The sequence below is a fragment of the Corynebacterium sp. HMSC036D02 genome (assembly GCF_001836165.1).
Taxonomy (GTDB): Bacteria; Actinomycetota; Actinomycetes; order Mycobacteriales; family Mycobacteriaceae; genus Corynebacterium.
Genome location: NZ_KV827705.1, coordinates 118,573 through 135,000, shown reverse-complemented (window position 1 = coordinate 135,000; position 16,428 = coordinate 118,573). Strand labels below are relative to the sequence as shown.

The following is a 16,428-nucleotide window of genomic DNA, read 5'->3' as shown; positions in this document are numbered from 1 at the left end:
CCCAGACACAAAAACTGCCCGAGTTGCCAAAAACAACTTTGTTCGCCTGCGGTTAGGAGCGAAGGTTTTGGCAACTCGGGCAGTTTGGCTCGGAGGGTTCTATGCCTTGAGAGGAATAGGCGTGGGCTAGTCGGTGCCGTGCAGCAGGCGCGGCACCACCTTGCCCGTGGCATTGCGTGGCAACTTGTCCAGGAAGTGGACATCGCGCGGCACGGAGTGATCGGCGAGGTTCTCGCGGACCCAGGTGCGGATGCTATCGGCAGTCACGGTGTTGCCTAGGGCATCGCGCGTGGTCACTGCCCACACGGCGATGCGCTGGAAGGTGGTGTCATCCTCCACGCCGCCGGCATGTACCTCCGCGATGCCCGGCATGGCCTCGAGCACCTCCGTCACCGACTGCGGGTGCACGTTCTCGCCGCCGACGATGATCATGTCATCCGCGCGGCCCACCACGTGCAGGTAGCCCTCGGGGTCGATATAGCCCAGGTCCCCGATGGAAATGAGGCCATCAACCTTGTTGAGCGGGATCTTCGGGTTGGTATAGCCAATGAGCGCGGTGGAGTTGGTCAGGTAGATCTCACCGACCTCGCCGTGCGGAACCTCATTGCCCTCCTCATCGAGGATGCGCAGCTTTGTGCCGGAGGCAATCTTGCCGCCGATGGTGGGATCCTTGGCCACCTCTTCCATGCTGGCCGTCGATGCCAGCGCCAGCTCTGTGGAGCCATAGACATTGCAGAGAATCGGGCCGAAACGTTCGTGGGTTTCCTTGACAATCTCCGGGGTCAGCGCGTGCCCGGCGGAGGCAATGAACTTCAGGCTCGAAGTATCGAAGCGGGAATCCGTGTCCGCCTCGACCATCTGGCGGAAGAAGACGGGGGAGGAGAGCAGGCCATCGAGCTGGTAGCGCTGGATATCATCGAGTGCGGCCGCTGGGTCAAAGACGCGGCGGGTGACAATTGTATTGCGCAGGCCCAGCGCGATGTTGAGGCAGGCCCAGCCCCACGTGTGGAAGATGGAGGCGGTCATCTGCACCTTTTGGTCCCCGCGCCACGGCACCGCATCGACGATGGAGGCGACCACCACTGGCAGCGTCGGCTCCGGGCGCATGATTCCCTTAGGAATGCCCGTGGTGCCGGAGGACATCAGCACGATATGCCCGTGCTTGGGCCAGGTGGGAAGCTTGTGCTTCTCGACGCCCCGCGGATTCTCCACGATCTTGCGCAGCGTTGCTGCCTGCGCCAGCTCAGCGGGAATCTCTTCACCGGACTCGTGGCCAATGACCACGTGCAGGCCATCAATGGGGGTAGCGCTGTCGAGGCGGTCAACGAACTCATCGTCGATGACCAGGACGTTGATGCGGTTTTCCTCGATGCATCCGGCGAGCTGCTCGGGGGAAGAACCAACGTTGAGCAAAAAGATGTGCGCCCCCGCATAGCCCTTGGCGGCTAGCGGGGTGATAATGCCGCGGCCATTGCGGGCCATCACACCGAGGCGAATCTCCTCGAGCCCCAAAGAAAGCAGCCAGCGCGCGAAGGTACGAGAGTGATCGCGCAGTTGGCGGTAGGTGAGTGCCCCGTCATCGTCGATAAGCGCCAGGCATTCTGGGCAGGTCAGATAGGCTTGCTCCACTTCGCGGGCGGTGGTGAAGCGGTAGCGCGCCAGAACCGGCGCGGTCAGGGCCACCGCCCGCGGGCCGCCGGCGGGGCTAATGAGGCCCGCGCGGAACAGGGAGGGGATAAAGCGCGCGAGGGCGGCGGCGTGGAAGGTTACATCAGAAAGCTTCATAAGGTTCTCATCGAAAGGAGGGGAAAAGAGGTTACGGAGATGGCGGACTCGCCATAATCAAAACGACAACCTGTTAAAGGTGTTGCTATTGTTACATAAGCTGCAACCGCAAGCGTAGTCTATTATGGTTTCGGTCTAGAACATACTCTTTTGGAAGGACGTTAGTCACGTGAAGTCTACTCAGCGCATCGCTGCTCTCTGCGCCTCCCTCCTCGTGGCGGTAGGCCTGTCCCAAGCTCCGCAGGCAGTTGCCGGCGAGCGAAACCTCGTCGCCTTTGGTGATTCCGTGCTGGCGGATCCGCAACTTGATACCTACCTGGCCTCTCGGGTGGGCTCTTCTCAGCGCAACCCGAGCCTGAACTGCCCGTCTGGCAATAACTACGCCAAGCGCACCGCCGCCAAGCTGGGTATGCCGGTGGCGGATTTCTCCTGCTCCGGTGCTGTGTCCATGTCTCAGGGCCCGCAGGTGAACGCGCAGATCGACGATGCTATTCGCCGCGGCGCGCTCAGCGGGGATACGCAGCGCGTGCTCTTCTCCAGCGGTTTCAATGACACGTACAACAACGCCGGGCTTTCCGACGGTGACCTGCGCGCCCGCTGGGTCGGTGCCAACGCGCCGCTGATCCACAAGATCCGCGCGGCGGCCCCCAACGCTCGCATCCAGATTGTCGGTTACCCGACCATCGGCTCGGGCGACCGCTACTGCCTCCTCCACTTTGGCCCGAAGCCGGCCGACGCCACGGCCCTGCCGATGGTGCAGCGCTATGAAAACGTCGCGCAGTGGATGCAGGTGGACCTGGCGCGCGCTACCGGAACCGAGTTCGTGGACATGAAGCCAATGACCTGGGATCGCGGCATGTGTGCCGACGCCGACAAGCGCCTGTGGGCGGGCCTGGTGGACTTCTCTGCGGGGCCGGGTAACCTGCCGCTGCACATCAATGCGCGCGGTCACGAGTTTGTGGCCAACCACCTCGCTAGCTTCTAGAGGGATTTGAATCTTGTTGGGCCCGGGCGACGCCGCCCGGGCCTTTCGCGTACCCTCGCGAGCATGACTGTTAATGAAAACGTAAATGAAAACGATTCCCAGCAAGGTGCGGAGGTTGTTCGCGGCGTGATTGCGCGCGCGAAGGGCGAGCCCGTCGAGACCGTCAACATCGTCGTGCCCGCCCCGCGCGAGCACGATGTCGTGGTCAAGATTCAGGCCTGCGGTGTCTGCCACACCGACCTGGCCTACCGCGATGGCGATATCGAGGACGCCTTCCCCTTCCTGCTCGGGCATGAGGCGGCGGGCGTCGTCGAGCGCGTGGGCGATGCTGTTACCCACGTCGAGGTCGGGGACTTCGTGGTCCTGAACTGGCGCGCGGTGTGCGGCGAGTGCCGCGCTTGCAAGAAGGGCGAGCCGAAGTACTGCTTCAACACCCACAACGCCTCCGCGAAGATGACGCTCGCGGACGGGGATAAGGACGCCGGCACTGAGCTCACCCCGGCGCTCGGCATCGGTTCCTTCGCCGAGAAGACCCTGGTCCACGAAGGCCAGTGCACCAAGGTCAACCCGGAGGCGGATCCGGCCGCCGCGGGCCTGCTGGGCTGTGGCGTGATGGCCGGTTTGGGCGCTGCGGTGAATACCGCGGACGTCAAGCGCGGCGAGTCCGTCGCGGTCTTCGGCTGCGGTGGCGTGGGCATGGCGGCCATCGCCGGTGCGGCGTTGGCTGGTGCTTCCAAGGTCATCGCCGTGGACCTGGACCCGGACAAGCTGGAGCTGGCCAAGAAGTTCGGTGCTACCCACACTATTGCGTCGAAGGACAAGTCTGAGGACGAGGTCATCGAGGCAGTCCGCGAGCTCACCGATGGTTTCGGTACCGACGTGGCTATCGATGCCGTGGGTATCCCGGTCACCACTCGCCAGGCCTTCTACTCCCGCGACCTGGCCGGCCGCATGGTCATGGTGGGCGTGCCGAACCTCACCAGTCGCTTCGATGTCCCAGCCATCGACTTCTTCGGCCGCGGCGGCTCACTCAAGTCCTCCTGGTACGGCGACTGCCTCCCGGAGCGTGACTTCCCCATGTACGTCGACCTCTCCTTGCAGGGACGCTTCCCGCTCAGGGATTTCGTGACCGAGCGAATTGGTCTCGACGACGTGGAAGAGGCCTTCGCTACCATGAAGGCTGGCAAGGTACTTCGATCCGTAGTGGAGCTGTAAATGATCATTGAACAGTTTGTAACCTCAGGAAAGTTCCGCCTGGATGGCGGTGAGTGGGACGTGGACAATAACGTCTACATCCTGGCCGCAGGTAGCGCGTCAAGCGACGCCGAGTGCTACATCATCGATCCTTCCCACGACGCCGAGCGCGTCATCGAAGAGGTAGGAAAGCGCACGGTCAAGGGCGTTATTCTCACCCACGCGCACAACGATCACTGTGAGCTTGCTCCCCAGGTGGCCGAGCACTTCGATGTGTCCGTGTACCTGCACCCGGATGACCGCCCCCTGTGGGAGGAAACGCACGAGGACGCCACCTTCGTGCCGCTGGAGGATAACCAGCTCTTCACCGTGGGTGATAGCGATTTTGTGGTCTTCCACACGCCGGGTCACTCGCCGGGATGCGTGGTGCTCTACATTGCGGACAAGGCCACGCTTCTGTCGGGAGATACTCTCTTCAACGGCGGGCCGGGCGCTACTGGCCGCAAGTACTCCGACTTCGATGTCATCATCGAGTCCCTGCGCAACCGCGTGCTGAACCTCCCGCCGGAGACCCGCGTCCTGCCGGGCCACGGCGATGAGACCACCATTGGTGCTGAGGCGGCGCGCATCGATGAGTACATCGCGCGCGGTTACTAGACCTTAAGCAAACCTTAGGCCTGGGTGCGGGCTGCTTTCACTCCCACGGCCACCGTGGCAGCGAGTGAAAGCCCGAACCAGACCCACGCATCCGCCACGCCCGCGCTGAAGGCGCGGGCTTTTTCTTGCACCGCGAACTGCGCATCCGTGCTTAAGACCGCAGGTAGGGTAGCGCTGCCATAGCTCAAGATAAACAGCACGCCGATGAGCACGAAGAACGCGCCCGACACAATGGACAAGGTGTTCGTGCGCACGGGGCCGAGGACCACCTCGCGCCCGCGCAGCCACGACCACGAACCCACATCGAGGCGCTCCCATAGCGCGGCCAGCACAAAGAGCGGTGCGGCCATGCCCGCGGCATAGGCCACCATGATGAGCCCGCCGTAGAGTGCGCTGCCGGATGCGGCGGCCGTGGTGAGGACAGCGCCCAGGAGCGGGCCCGCGCAAAAGCCGGCGAAGCCATAGACCGCGCCGAGCAGAAATACTCTTCCCCGCGCCTTACCGGACAGGGCATCCATGCCGGGGATGCGGAAACCGCCTCCCAAGGCAGTAAAGACTCCCAGCGCGATGATGATCCACCCCGCCACCGTGATGACCTGGCTGCGGTATTGCGCAAGCAGGGCGGCCAGGCCCATGCCGATGGGCACGAGCGTGGTGCACAGGCCCAAAAAGAAGACCATGGTCTTGAATAGCAGCTGGCGCTGCGACTCAAAGGCATAGGCAAAGAAGGCTGGCACCAACAGCGCTGAACAGGGGCTGATCAAAGTCAGCACACCGGCGATGACGGCGCCAAAAATTCCGATGCTCATACGCTCACCCCTACTGCATAACCGCCCAAGAATGCGGTCAAGATAACCAGTGCGATGAAGACCCACACAATCAGAGGTGGTTTAGGCATTGGCCGCCTTTCCCAGCTGCTCCTGGATGATCTGCTCAAACACCTCTAGGGGCTGCGCACCACTGACGAACTGATCTCCCACCACGAAGGCCGGGGTACCCGTAATACCAATCTGGGACGCATAGCTGGTGGCTGTCTCGATGACCTCGGTGTAGGTGTCATCCGTGGCCTGCTGGCGGAACTTCTCCAAGTCCGCAACGCCGGCCTTCTTGGCAAACTTCATGAAGTCCTCGATGCCGAATTCTGGGTGGCCGCTGATGTCCTTGCTAGCGGTGTAGAGCTCGTGCTTGAACTCCTGGAACTTACCCTGCGCCGCGGCGGCGCGCCCGGCCTTAGCAGCCTCTACGGCGGCGGGGCCGTTAACGGGGAAGTCATTCCATTCGATGCGCACCAGGCCCTTTTCCACGTACTTTTTAAGGATATCCGGCTCGGTGACATTAGCGTGGCGGGAGCAGAACGGGCACTCGAAATCGGAGAACTCCGAAATCACCACGGGTGCATCCACCGCGCCTACGGCGAAAGGATCGTTCTCCTTCTTGCGGTGCACCACCGTGATATCCCCCGACATGGTGTCACCGCCGGGCCCGAACATCATCGGGTCACCCTTCCCATCGGAGAACTTCGTGCCGGGCGTGGCCTTGTCAGCATCCTTCGCCAGGTCTTCGGTAGGCGCCGTGCTCGTCGTCGTCTCCTGTGCTGCGGGAGTGCTTTCCTTGCCAGAAGAATTGCGCTCCGCCAGCAGGAAGCCAATGATGATGGCCAAAATTACAATGATCACCAACAATCCCCACGCCACGGGGCTGATGGTGGATAGCGCTGATTTCTTCGAATCACTGGTAGGGCGAGAGGATGAACTAGGCATGCGATTACCTTAACGCGTTTAGGCTGGTTTGGGTGATGGCGGCTCCCGCCTGCGGGGCACGGTTGCTTAAGTACGTACGGATCGATCAAATAAGGCCTCAGATCCCGCGGATTCTCGGCCCTTATTTGATCGATATGTACCTCGAGCTCAGCTCTCTTGGGCGGCGGCCAGGAGATAACGGCCATAGCCGGACTTCAGGAGGGGCTCGGCCAGCTCAGTGAGTGCTGCCGCATCGATGAAGCCTTCCTCGAAGGCAGCAACCTCCGGCGAACCAATGACGGTGCCGGTGCGTTTTTGCATCACCTCGACGTAGGCCGAGGCCTCACTCATGGAGTCCACCGTGCCGGTATCCAACCAGACGTCACCGCGCTGCATGCGTTTGACGCGCAGCTGCCCGCGGCGCAGGTACTCTTCGTTGACGGCGGTGATCTCTAACTCCCCGCGCGCGCTGGGTTGGATGGACTTGGCAATCTCCACCACGGAATTGTCGTAGAAATACAGTCCCACCACGGCGTGGTTGGACTTTGGTGCGGCGGGCTTTTCCTCGATGGACAGGGCTTGGCCTGAGGAGTCAAAGTCGACAACGCCGTAGCGCTGCGGATCGGAAACCTCGTAGGCGAAGATGATGCCACCATCCGGGTGGCTGCACTCATTAAGCGCGGTGGAGAAACCGTGGCCATCAAAGATGTTGTCACCCAAGACGAGGGCCACGTCATCTTCAGCGATGAAGTCTTCCGCGATGAGGAAGGCCTGGGCTAAACCTTCGGGGCGGGGTTGGACCGCATAGTGCAGCATGAGGCCGAGCTGGGAGCCGTCGCCAAGCAGGCGCTGGAAGGCTGCTTGGTCCTCCGGGGTGGTGATGATGAGAATCTCGCGGATACCGGCCTGAATCAGGGTGGTCAGAGGATAGTAGACCATCGGCTTGTCATAGATGGGCATGAGCTGCTTCGAGATGCCCTTGGTGATGGGGTAGAGGCGGGTTCCAGAACCGCCTGCGAGAATGATGCCCTTCATGGGCTTCAAGCTTAACGGAGGGGCTCACGCCGGGGTGCGGCGGCGCGGACTGGCGAACATAACACTTAACTTCCCACTTAACATAACACCTGGGAAGTGTTGAGTGTTATGCCGGGTAAAGACCCAGGTAGAGCGCCAAAGCGGCCCGCCAATTCATCGGCTTAAAGCCGGTGGCTTCAATCTTGGACAGGTCGAAGGTGGACTCCTTCGGGCGAGGAGCTTCGGGCCCGGCAATCTCGCGGTACTGCTCAGTACTTACTGGCGTGACATCGGCGGGATCCTGGCCCACGCCGGTGAAGACGGCCATGGCAATCTCATCGCGGCCCACCGCATCACCGGAGTTGGAGATGTTGTACACGCCGTACTCGGCTTGGATCTTGAGCAGGTGGATGATGCCCTTCGCTAGGTCCTCGGCAAAGGTGGGGCGCCCGCGCTGATCATGGATGACGGAGGGCTTGACTCCCTTATTCGCCAGCGAGCGCATCGTGGACATGAAGTTGGCGCCATCGCCGAAGACCCACGAGGTGCGGATGACATAGTGGCGCGGGGCGGTCTGCGCGGCGGTATCGCCCGCGGCTTTAGACGCCCCATAGGCCGAGAGCGGGGAGGGCAGCTCATCTTCGGAGTGGACCTCGTTAGAACCATCAAAGATGTAATCGCTGGAGACGTGCACCAAGGTCAGGTTATTCTCCGCCGCAATGCGCGCGAGCTTCGCCGGTGCGGAAGCGTTGACCGCCCAAGCCGCGGCGCGATCGTCCTCCGCGCCGTTGACATCGTTATAGGCCGCGCAGTTGATGATGGCGGAGTACTGCTTCCACGGGCGTGCAGGCGGGTTGGTGATATCGAAGTCCTCGTGCCCACGGAACTCCACCGCGCCCAGACCAGCGGTGGGCAGGAATTTCTTTAAAGCGCGGCCCAGCTGCCCGTTGGCGCCGGTGACCAGGATGCGGCGAGGGGGCATGGGGGAGACGTCGGCAAGCGCGGGGTGCTCCTTGTCCTTGTCGGAGATCTCCGTCGGTTCCAGCGGCCAGTCCACCATGTCCAGGTTGACGCAGGTGTACTCCGCATCCGGGGACCAGTGGTCATTGACCAGGTAGGAGTAGGCGCAAGCCTCCAGCGCCTGGAAGCCGTTGGCTACACCCCGCGGCACGAAGACCGCCACGTCCTCGCGCAGCTCGTGGGTCACCAGCTGCCCAAAGGTGGACGAGCCCTCACGCAGATCGCACCACGCGCCGAAAGCCCGGCCGGAAGCCACGGAGACCAGCTTGTCCCAGGGCTCCGCGTGCAGACCGCGCGTAACACCCTTCTCCGCATTGAAGGAGACGTTGTTCTGCACAGGCTGAAAGTCCGGTAGCCCGGCCGCCACCATCTTCTCGCGCTGCCAGTTTTCCTTGAACCAGCCGCGGTTATCGCCGTGGACGTCCAGCTCCACAATGAGCAGGCCTTCGATGGCCGTTGACTGCACCTTCATGGCTATCTATTGTCCTTGCTTTGCGTAGTTGGCTTCGACTTCTTCCTTGCCCGCGCGCCACCACTCTTCGTGGGCGCGGTACCACTCAATGGTGGCGGCCAGGCCTTCTCGCAGATCCGTGTAACGCGGGGCCCATCCCAGCTCGCGGCGCAGCTTGCTGGCATCCATGGCGTAGCGCTGGTCATGGCCCGGGCGATCCGCCACGTGCTCAAAACGCGCTTGACCGTCATCCGTCGCCCCCATGAGCTCACAAATCATCTCGATGACTTGGCGGTTGTTCGTGTCCTCCTGGTCGGCACCGATGTTATAGGTCTCACCGATGCGCCCGCGGTCCAGGATGGCGAGCACCGCCTCGTTGTGGTCATCCACGTGAATCCAATCCCGAACCTGCTCGCCCGTGCCATAAAGCTTGGCGGGCTGGCCCAGAAGCAGGTTGGTGATTTGCCGCGGGATGAACTTCTCAATGTGCTGGTAAGGGCCGTAATTATTGGAGCAATTCGAAATGGTTGCCCGCAGCCCAAAGCTGCGCACCCACGCGCGCACCAGGTGATCCGAACCGGCCTTCGTGGCCGAATAGGGCGAAGAAGGGTTATAGGGAGTCTCCTCGGTGAAGTAGGTATCCGCGCCAATTTCCAAATCACCAAAAACCTCATCGGTGGAGACATGGTGGAGGCGCACATCGTGGCGACGGCAGGCCTCCAGCAGCACGAAAGTACCCATGATGTTGGTGTGGAGGAAAGGCGAAGGATCCCGCAAAGAGTTGTCATTGTGGGATTCCGCAGCGAAGTGCACCACGGTATCGGCCTGGGACACGAGCTTGTCGACGACCCTCTCATCCGCCACGTCCCCCACCACGAGCTCGGCGTCCACGCCGTCGAGATTGGCGCGATTGCCCGCGTAGGTGAGCTTATCCAGGACGGTGATCTCCACCTCCGGGCGCTGCTGGGCCACGAGCCGCACGAAGTTTGCACCAATAAAGCCGGCGCCGCCGGTAACAAGCAGTCTGCGCATGGTCTCCCAGTCTAGAGCATGCACTAATCACGGGACTGCCGGGATGAAGCGGCCGATATTTATAGCGGGAAGCGCGGCAGCTCCGGCTCATCCAACCACTGGGCTAGGAGCTGGTCGACGTCACTTGGGTTCTCCGCAGCCTTGCGCATGCGGCTGATGAGATCCTCCGAGCTCACCACCGAGTGCTGCGCTGCGGTGAGGTACTCCCGCACCGTGGCAAAGAAGGCCTCATCACCCACGAGGCGGCGCAGCGCGTGGACGGTCAGCGCACCGCGCTTGTAGACGCGGTCATCGAACATATCGCGCGTCCCAGGATCGCTGAGCAGAATGTCCTGTTTCTTGCGGGCCAGCACCTGGTAGTGCGAGCGCGCCGATTCATGTGCCGGGCGGCCATGCGCGTGCTCGAACCACAGCCACTCGCAGTAGCAGGCAAAACCTTCGTTGAGCCAGATATCCTTCCACTCCATCAGGCCCACGGAGTTGCCGAACCACTGGTGGGAGAGCTCGTGCGCGATGAGCCGCTCGAAGACGTGATCACCCTTGACGTGGTTGGAGCCGAAGATGGACAGGCCCTGGGCTTCGAGCGGGATCTCTAGCTCATCATCGGTGATGACTACCTGGTAATCGGCGAAGGGATAGTGGCCAAAGAGCGTGGAATAGAAATCCAGCATTTCCTGCTGCTGAGCGAATTCTTCGAGCACCACCTGCTTGAGCCGGGCCGGCGCCCACGCGCGGACGTTGGCCCCGAGCGGGATTTCGATGTACTCACCAACTTGGACCGTGGCGAGGTATGTGGCCATGGGGTGCTTGACGCAGTAGTGCCAGCGCGTCATGGAGCCACCTGCGCTGCGGCGGGAGACCAGCTTGCCGTTGGAGATGACCACGAAAGGATCGTCGGCGGTAATGCGAATATCGTAGGTGGCCTTTGCGGACGGGGTGTCATCGCACGGGAACCAACTGGGTGCGCCGTTGGGCTGGCTAGCCACCAAAGAGCCGGAATCCGTCTCCTCCCAGCCGATCTCACCCCATGGCGTGCGCAGCGGGCGGGGTGAGCCACCATAGCGAATGTGCAGCTCAAACTCCTGGCCTTCCGCAATTGTGTCGGCGAAGTTCAGTCGGAGCTTTCCGCCGGACAGCCGGAACTTGGCCACGCGCGGCGCGTGCTTCGCCGTGATGCGGCGGGCCACCATGGCACCGCCGAGGTCGAGCGTGAGCTTGTCCACGTCCTCCAGTGCGCGAATATGGAGCACAGCTTCGCCTTGAAGCATGTTGGGCTCCACGCGGTAGGTCAGGTCCAAGTCATAGTGGGTGACCTCGAAGCCGATGTTGAAATCCACCCCCGTGTAGCTATCCCGGGAAGGCGCGGCGTGGCCGCGGGCGGACGAGATATGCGAAAGGGCGGTAGAAAGCAGCTTCATAATGCCGCTATCCTACCGCCCTGTTTGGCTTATTCGAAGCCAGGGGAGCAGGCACGTCACGCCGCGACGTGCTCCGCTCACTATTTAGGAGTTGAAGGCTTCCTCAAAGGTGGGCCAGGACTTCACCAGGTCCTCGCGCCAGCCCGGCCAGGAGTGCGTGCCCACGTTGCGGAAGTTGTAGGTTGCCGGAATGTTCTGCTTATCCAGCTTTGCCTTGAGCATGTGGGTGCAGTGGTTAACGGCCGCCTCAATGACGCCGCCTTCCACCTGCAGCTGAGCTGATCCCATGTATGCCGTCAACGGGCTGTAGCCCTTGTTGATGTAGTAGGACGGGGTGTCCTGCTCGCCCGCGAAGCCCGATGCGGAGGAGATGTACAGCTTGGTGCCGCGCAGCTTCTCGGAGTTCATCAGGGCGTCGTTGTAGCGGTTGTAGGCAGAACCCATCGGCCCCCACATCTGCTCCGGCTGGCCGCCACCGCGGTTCACTGTGAGACGCAGGAACTCGTACTCAGTGGGGTAGGCGGTCGCAGCACAGCCAGCGAAGGAACCAACTGCGTCATAGAAGCCCTGGTTGTGCTGAGCAAGCAGCAGCGAGGACGTCGCGGACATGGACATGCCGGCAATGGCGCGCTTATTGCTTGCGTTCAGACGCTCCTCCAGCGGGCCAGGCAGCTCCTTGGTCAGGAAGGTCTCCCACTTCTGCGGGCCCTTGAGGTACTTGCCGTTGGGCTCCTCCAACCAGTCGGTGTAGTAGGAGAAGGCGCCTGCCTGCGGAACCACTACGTTGACGTCCTTCTCAGCGTAGAAGTCCACGGCATCGGACATGTTCAGCCAGTCAGAGTCCTGCTCGGCGGAGCCTGCACCGTTGAGCAAGTAGACCGTCGGGCGGTCCGGGTTCTTGGCCGGGATAACAGCCAGCGGAATAGCGCGGCCGTTCATCGCCGGCGAGGTAGCCTCCAGCTTCAGAACTCGGGGGTCATCCTTGTATTTGTCATACCACTTTTGGCTTTCGACCTCCGGGGTGACTTGTAGGTCCGAGATAGTGGATAGGGCAGTGTCACCTGCAACTTGCTGTGGGGTGATGGTGGCAGCACCCGCAACGGGGCTGACCAGCGCGGCTGCGCTGAGCGCGCCGGCGGCGAGGAGAGAGCTAAGACGCTTCATAACGTTCCTTTATCAACGGTTGGTACGGCGATTGAGCTTAGCGCTCGGTCGCCTCAGTATCTACTGGCAGGGAATCAGCGGGGGCGTCGTTGTTCGCCTCTGCCTCATCCAGTTTCGCATCCTGCATATCGGCTTCGGCGTTCATTTCGTTAGCGCTCGTGCCCTCATCTGCTGCATAAGTTGCCGCTACCGGCGCGGAAGGATTCTCGGGAAAGAAGGCGCGTGCGAAGGTCGGCCAGGAGGAGTTGATGTCGTCATACCAACCCGGCCAGGAGTGGGTACCGGTGTTGCGCAGGTTGAAGACTGCGTCAACGCCCTCACGCTCCATCTTTGCCTTTAGATCATGCGTGCAGGCGTTCATGGCTGCCTCGATGACGCCGCCCTCAACCACGAGGGTGGAGGAGGACTTGAAGGCCTGGGATGAGCCCAAGGCATCAATCTTGGACGAGCCCAAGTCAGTTGCCCCAGCCAAACCGGAGTTGGCGGAAACATAGACCTTGGAATCGCCCATGTTGTTCTCGGTGGCGTTGATCAGGCCATCGTTGTAGCGGTTGTAGTCGCCGCCCTTCGCGCCCCACATCTGCTCGGTGCTTCCGCCACCGCGGTTCACGGTGAGCTGCGCGTAGAAGTTCGGCAGCGGGGCCGAGGTGGCAGCACAACCGGAGTAGGAGCCGATGGCATCGTAGAAGTTCGGGTTGTGCTGTGCCAGCACGAGCGAGGAGGTAGCGGACATGGACATACCGGCGATGCCGCGCTTGCCGTTGCCGTTAATGCGATCCTCCAGCGGTCCTGGCAGCTCCTTGGTCAGGAAGGTCTCCCACTTCTGCGGGCCCTTGAGGTAGCCGTTGTTCGGGTCGGTCAGCCAGTCAGTGTAGTAGGAGAAAGCTCCCGCCTGCGGGATGACGACGTTCACGTTGCGGTTGGCGTAGAAGTACGGCAGGTGCTGCACACCCTTTGCCTTCGGATCGAGATCCTTGCCAAAGGTGGAACTAATCCAGTCCATGCCCTGCTCGGCGCCGCCGGCACCGTTGAGCAAGTAAATGGTGGGGCGGGAAGCATCAAAGGTGCCGTCTGGGGTGAGTACGGCAAGGGGAACGTCGCGGTCCATTGCGGGTGCGGTGGCCTTAAGAGGCTTCACCAACTCACGGTATTCCCCGTACCTGAAGACGTAGCCCATCCACTTCTTTTCGTCCGGGAGTGTGTTGATTTTGAGTTGGCTGAAATTGGTGTTTCTGTCGTTAAGGGCAGCCTCATATTCCTCTCGAGACGGCGACGGGTTACCGGCCTCATCCTTGGGCAGGTACTCCTCGAGCTCGGTGTAGAGGTCGATATCGGAAATCTGGGATTCTTCAGCGTTACCGCGGATCTGAGCCGGGTCAATGTCGGATGCGCTGGCGATAGGGGATACAACGGCGCCGAGGGCTAAGGCTGAGGCCGCCGCCAGTGTGGTGAGAGAGCGCGCAATCTTCATGGAATCTCGCTTTCTTGATGATGAGCGGAAGTGTAGGGGCAAGTTTAAGAGATGCTCCGGACAAACCACCCTTGAAATGAGTAAAAGTACTGATAGGCGGGTAATTCAGTACCCCCGAAGATAAGGGTAGCGAGATTAAACATACCAAGTTATTAAAGTGAATGGTGGTATTGAAGTGGAAACCGTGTCATAATTTTTCCGCGCCAATTCCTGGGTTATGTAACGTAACGACCATCTCGTTCGTTAGTGGAGCTAGGTACCGAGACCGCTTTTGGCGGCGGCTGCCTGCATCGCTGTGACCTCGCGGGAGGGGCGCCGCGTGAAGTCGCTCACGCCGCTCACATACCAACAGAAAGAAGAAGAATGAACTTTTTTGACACCATCCTCGTTTCCATCAACCAGGTGTTGGGCCAGATCGCTCACTTCGGTTCCTCCACGTCCTCGAAGGCTGCCCTGGACTGGGGTCTGTTCTAAGAAGTCTGCGGGGGTAGTGCCCCGCTTTCTTTCCCCTAATCCCCTTCATTGGGGGTTGGGGGTTTATTTATGCCGGGCTGCGCTCCATGTGTTAGGCCGCATCAGAAGGGCTATAAACGTCCTGTGGGAATAGGTGCGGGGGTGGTGGGACAGCGAGCCTAAAGTTACGTATCCTGTAGAACGTGACTAATGAACATTTTGACGTTGTAGTACTCGGCGCGGGCCCCGGCGGCTACGTGTCCGCCATCCGCGCTGCCCAGCTGGGCAAGAAGGTTGCCGTTATTGAGAAGCAGTACTGGGGTGGTGTCTGCCTCAATGTGGGCTGCATCCCGTCCAAGGCTCTTCTTAAGAACGCTGAGGTTGCACACACCTTCAACCATGAGGCAAAGGCCTTTGGTATTTCCGGCGATGTTTCTTTCGACTTCGGTGTTGCGCACAAGCGCTCCCGCAAGGTTTCGGAGGGCATCGTCAAGGGCGTGCACTACCTGATGAAGAAGAACAAGATCACGGAGATCAATGGCCTAGGCTCCTTCAAAGACGCCAAGACCATCGAGATTACTGAGGGTGATGACAAGGGTAAGACCGTTACCTTTGATAACTGCATTATCGCCACCGGCTCCGTCGTCCGCTCCCTTCCGGGCGTGGAAATCGGCGGCAACATCGTGTCCTTCGAGGAGCAGATTCTCAACGATGAGGCCCCAGATTCCATGGTCATCGTTGGCGCAGGCGCTATCGGTATGGAGTTTGCTTATGTTCTGGCCAACTATGGCGTGGACGTGACCATCGTGGAGTTCATGGACCGCGTCCTGCCGAACGAGGACAAGGATGTCTCTAAGGCCATTGCCAAGGAATACAAGAAGCTTGGTGTGAAGCTCCTGACTGGTTACAAGACCACCGCCATTAAGGACAACGGCGACAACGTCACCGTTGAGGTTGAGTCCAAGGATGGCTCCAAGACCGATACTCTGACCGTGGACCGCTGCATGGTCTCCATCGGCTTTGCCCCGCGCACCGAGGGCTTCGGCCTGGAGAACACCGGTGTCGAGCTCACTGAGCGCGGTGCCATCGCTATCGATGACTACATGCGCACCAATGTTGAAGGCATTTACGCCATCGGTGACGTCACTGCGAAGCTACAGCTCGCACACGTGGCTGAGGCGCAAGGTGTTGTGGCCGCTGAGGTCATTGCCGGCGCTGAGACCCAGCTGCTGGGTGACTACATGAACATGCCGCGCGCTACCTTCTGCAATCCGCAGGTTGCCTCCTTCGGCTACACCGAGGAGCAGGCTCGCGAGAAGTTCGCTGACCGCGACATCAAGGTTGCCACCTTCCCGTTCTCCGCTAATGGTAAGGCAGCTGGTCTGAATGAGACCGCAGGCTTCGTCAAGCTCATCGCTGACGGTGAGTTCGGTGAGCTCATTGGTGGACACATGGTGGGCTCCAACGTTTCCGAGCTGTTGCCGGAGCTGACCCTGGCGCAGCGCTTCGATCTCACCGCTGAGGAGATCGGACGCAATGTTCACACGCACCCGACCCTGTCCGAGGCTATGAAGGAAGCAGCCGAGGGTATCGGCGGCCACATGATCAACCTCTAAGTTCAAGGCGAAAAGCCAAAACAAGAACTCTCCCCCTCAATCCCAGAAAGGGTTTGAGGGGGAGAGTTGGTTTTAGCGCCGAAACGCTCCTGTCTTTAGCCGAGGAGCTTGGAGGACAGAGCGAACGGTGCATTAACGATGGTTACGAGAAGGCCCTGAACCTGGCCAAGGAAACCGTTAAGGTAGCTGCTCATGATAGTGATCCTTTCGATAGGGGATATCGGTCATGTTCCATTATAAGAGATGCGACCCTGGAAAATCTATGAAATTTGATAGACAAAATCATGCTAAAGCTTTTTAAGAGCAATGTGTGTGAGCTGCCAGGAGCTTAAACACCCAGCACAAGATGTGTAACAAGGACTCCTAGAGGAGATTCGCCCGCCGGAAAAATTCATCCCAACACTGGAGAGCGCTCCCCGCAAAAGGCAA

13 protein-coding genes are annotated in these 16,428 nt (G+C 60.7%); 4 read left to right on the top strand and 9 right to left on the bottom strand.

The genetic code is table 11. From position 1 onward, the window contains the following. Positions 1-126: 126 nt before the first annotated feature. Positions 127-1,785, bottom strand: a complete 1,659-nt coding sequence (locus HMPREF2743_RS10645) for an acyl-CoA synthetase (RefSeq protein WP_070818788.1) — start codon at positions 1,783-1,785, stop codon at positions 127-129. Between the two features lie 169 nt (positions 1,786-1,954). Between HMPREF2743_RS10645 and HMPREF2743_RS10640 the strand changes: the two genes are divergently transcribed. The 3 genes from HMPREF2743_RS10640 to HMPREF2743_RS10630 all read left to right on the top strand — a co-directional run bounded on the left by HMPREF2743_RS10640 (position 1,955) and on the right by HMPREF2743_RS10630 (position 4,621). Next, on the top strand, positions 1,955-2,770 hold the full coding sequence (locus HMPREF2743_RS10640; protein WP_070561511.1) for a GDSL-type esterase/lipase family protein: 816 nt from the start codon (positions 1,955-1,957) through the stop codon (positions 2,768-2,770). Positions 2,771-2,833: 63 nt separating this feature from the next. After that, positions 2,834-3,985, top strand: a complete 1,152-nt coding sequence (locus tag HMPREF2743_RS10635) for an S-(hydroxymethyl)mycothiol dehydrogenase (RefSeq protein WP_070818787.1) — start codon at positions 2,834-2,836, stop codon at positions 3,983-3,985. Then, complete coding sequence (locus tag HMPREF2743_RS10630) at positions 3,986-4,621, top strand: MBL fold metallo-hydrolase (RefSeq protein WP_070744933.1); 636 nt, start codon at positions 3,986-3,988, stop codon at positions 4,619-4,621. It abuts the gene before it with no gap. Between the two features lie 14 nt (positions 4,622-4,635). Here the strand turns inward: HMPREF2743_RS10630 and HMPREF2743_RS10625 are convergent, their stop codons facing one another. The 8 genes from HMPREF2743_RS10625 to HMPREF2743_RS10590 form a co-directional block, all read right to left on the bottom strand. Then, complete coding sequence (locus tag HMPREF2743_RS10625; protein ID WP_070744935.1) at positions 4,636-5,430, bottom strand: cytochrome c biogenesis CcdA family protein; 795 nt, start codon at positions 5,428-5,430, stop codon at positions 4,636-4,638. An 81-nt stretch (positions 5,431-5,511) separates the two neighbouring features. After that, positions 5,512-6,381 carry a DsbA family protein gene (locus tag HMPREF2743_RS10620; protein WP_141761413.1) on the bottom strand — a complete coding sequence of 290 codons (870 nt, stop codon included), beginning with the start codon at positions 6,379-6,381 and terminating at the stop codon, positions 5,512-5,514. 147 nt (positions 6,382-6,528) lie between these two features. Beyond that, positions 6,529-7,395: a glucose-1-phosphate thymidylyltransferase RfbA gene (rfbA, locus tag HMPREF2743_RS10615; protein WP_070744937.1), complete on the bottom strand. Its 867-nt coding sequence runs from the start codon at positions 7,393-7,395 to the stop codon at positions 6,529-6,531. Between the two features lie 106 nt (positions 7,396-7,501). Continuing rightward, positions 7,502-8,866: a sugar nucleotide-binding protein gene (locus HMPREF2743_RS10610; RefSeq protein WP_070744939.1), complete on the bottom strand. Its 1,365-nt coding sequence runs from the start codon at positions 8,864-8,866 to the stop codon at positions 7,502-7,504. 6 nt (positions 8,867-8,872) lie between these two features. Continuing rightward, positions 8,873-9,877 carry a dTDP-glucose 4,6-dehydratase gene (gene rfbB / locus HMPREF2743_RS10605; protein ID WP_070527665.1) on the bottom strand — a complete coding sequence of 335 codons (1,005 nt, stop codon included), beginning with the start codon at positions 9,875-9,877 and terminating at the stop codon, positions 8,873-8,875. Between the two features lie 59 nt (positions 9,878-9,936). Further along, entirely contained in the window at positions 9,937-11,295 is a 1,359-nt protein-coding gene (locus HMPREF2743_RS10600; RefSeq protein ID WP_070744945.1) for a M1 family metallopeptidase, read from the bottom strand. An 84-nt stretch (positions 11,296-11,379) separates the two neighbouring features. Then, on the bottom strand, positions 11,380-12,459 hold the full coding sequence (locus HMPREF2743_RS10595) for an alpha/beta hydrolase (protein ID WP_070527659.1): 1,080 nt from the start codon (positions 12,457-12,459) through the stop codon (positions 11,380-11,382). A 37-nt stretch (positions 12,460-12,496) separates the two neighbouring features. After that, entirely contained in the window at positions 12,497-13,930 is a 1,434-nt protein-coding gene (locus HMPREF2743_RS10590) for an alpha/beta hydrolase (protein ID WP_070818786.1), read from the bottom strand. 656 nt (positions 13,931-14,586) lie between these two features. On the opposite strand from HMPREF2743_RS10590, the gene lpdA reads away from it, so the two are divergent. Beyond that, positions 14,587-15,999, top strand: a complete 1,413-nt coding sequence (lpdA, locus tag HMPREF2743_RS10585) for a dihydrolipoyl dehydrogenase (RefSeq protein WP_070818785.1) — start codon at positions 14,587-14,589, stop codon at positions 15,997-15,999. Positions 16,000-16,428 lie beyond the last annotated feature (429 nt).

Excerpts from the sequence above, each read along its gene's own strand:
- HMPREF2743_RS10635 (WP_070818787.1), top strand. The coding sequence starts at position 2,834 with ATGACTGTTAATGAAAACGTAAATGAAAACGATTCCCAGCAAGGTGCG.
- HMPREF2743_RS10610 (WP_070744939.1), bottom strand. The coding sequence starts at position 8,866 with ATGAAGGTGCAGTCAACGGCCATCGAAGGCCTGCTCATTGTGGAGCTG.
- HMPREF2743_RS10630 (WP_070744933.1), top strand. The coding sequence starts at position 3,986 with ATGATCATTGAACAGTTTGTAACCTCAGGAAAGTTCCGCCTGGATGGC.
- HMPREF2743_RS10590 (WP_070818786.1), bottom strand. The coding sequence starts at position 13,930 with ATGAAGATTGCGCGCTCTCTCACCACACTGGCGGCGGCCTCAGCCTTA.
- HMPREF2743_RS10645 (WP_070818788.1), bottom strand. The coding sequence starts at position 1,785 with ATGAAGCTTTCTGATGTAACCTTCCACGCCGCCGCCCTCGCGCGCTTT.
- rfbA (WP_070744937.1), bottom strand. The coding sequence starts at position 7,395 with ATGAAGGGCATCATTCTCGCAGGCGGTTCTGGAACCCGCCTCTACCCC.
- HMPREF2743_RS10620 (WP_141761413.1), bottom strand. The coding sequence starts at position 6,381 with ATGCCTAGTTCATCCTCTCGCCCTACCAGTGATTCGAAGAAATCAGCG.
- HMPREF2743_RS10600 (WP_070744945.1), bottom strand. The coding sequence starts at position 11,295 with ATGAAGCTGCTTTCTACCGCCCTTTCGCATATCTCGTCCGCCCGCGGC.
- HMPREF2743_RS10595 (WP_070527659.1), bottom strand. The coding sequence starts at position 12,459 with ATGAAGCGTCTTAGCTCTCTCCTCGCCGCCGGCGCGCTCAGCGCAGCC.
- HMPREF2743_RS10625 (WP_070744935.1), bottom strand. The coding sequence starts at position 5,430 with ATGAGCATCGGAATTTTTGGCGCCGTCATCGCCGGTGTGCTGACTTTG.
- rfbB (WP_070527665.1), bottom strand. The coding sequence starts at position 9,877 with ATGCGCAGACTGCTTGTTACCGGCGGCGCCGGCTTTATTGGTGCAAAC.